Source organism: Sandarakinorhabdus sp. (genome assembly GCF_051860625.1).
Classification (GTDB): domain Bacteria; phylum Pseudomonadota; class Alphaproteobacteria; order Sphingomonadales; family Sphingomonadaceae; genus Sandarakinorhabdus.
Genome location: NZ_JBHYDQ010000032.1, coordinates 1 through 734, shown reverse-complemented (window position 1 = coordinate 734; position 734 = coordinate 1). Strand labels below are relative to the sequence as shown.

Sequence of the window (734 nt, the reverse complement as noted above, 5' to 3'; positions counted from 1 at the left end):
CTTCCCGGTGAATTTCTCTCAGGCCCATCATCTAGCTACCTCGCCGACTCTCTCTAAAAACAATATAGGATAAAAATCCTATTGTCAAGCCGAAGGCATTGGTGAGTTGGTGGCACGGAGATAGGCATCGGCGCCGCTTGCATTTTATTCTCGCCTGCGCGCAAATCCGGGGCAGGGAGACTGAAATGCTCGACAAGACCAAAGCAGAAAGCGACCACTTCGATGTGCTGATCGTCGGCGCGGGCCTGTCGGGCATCGGCGCCGGTTATCACCTGCAGAAGAATTGCCCCGGCAAAAGCTACGCGATCCTCGAGGGGCGCGAGAGCATCGGCGGCACCTGGGATCTGTTTCGTTATCCCGGCATCCGCTCCGACTCGGACATGTACACGCTCGGCTATTCGTTCAAGCCGTGGACCGAAGCCAAGGCCATCGCCGACGGGCCGCGCATTCTCAACTATGTGCGCGAGACCGCGCGCGATAACGGCATCGAGCAGAAAATCCGGTTCAGCCATCGCGTCAAAAGCGCGTCGTGGTCCTCGAAAGACGCACGCTGGACCGTCGAGGTGGAGCGGGGGCCTGCAAAGGAGATCGCGCATCTCACCTGCAATTTCCTGTTCATGTGCAGCGGCTACTACTCCTATGAGGGCGGCTATTCGCCGGAGTTTCCCGGAGCGGATCAGTTCGCCGGCCGCATCGTCCATCCGCAGAAGTGGACCAGCGACATCGACTACGCC

General features: G+C 59.0%; 1 protein-coding gene. It reads left to right on the top strand.

Annotated features, from left to right (window positions below; all coding sequences use genetic code 11):
- Window positions 1-185 precede the first annotated feature (185 nt).
- Window positions 186-734: flavin-containing monooxygenase (locus tag ACTIEZ_RS15425; protein WP_439547576.1), on the top strand; the 549-nt coding region annotated here is incomplete at its 3' end.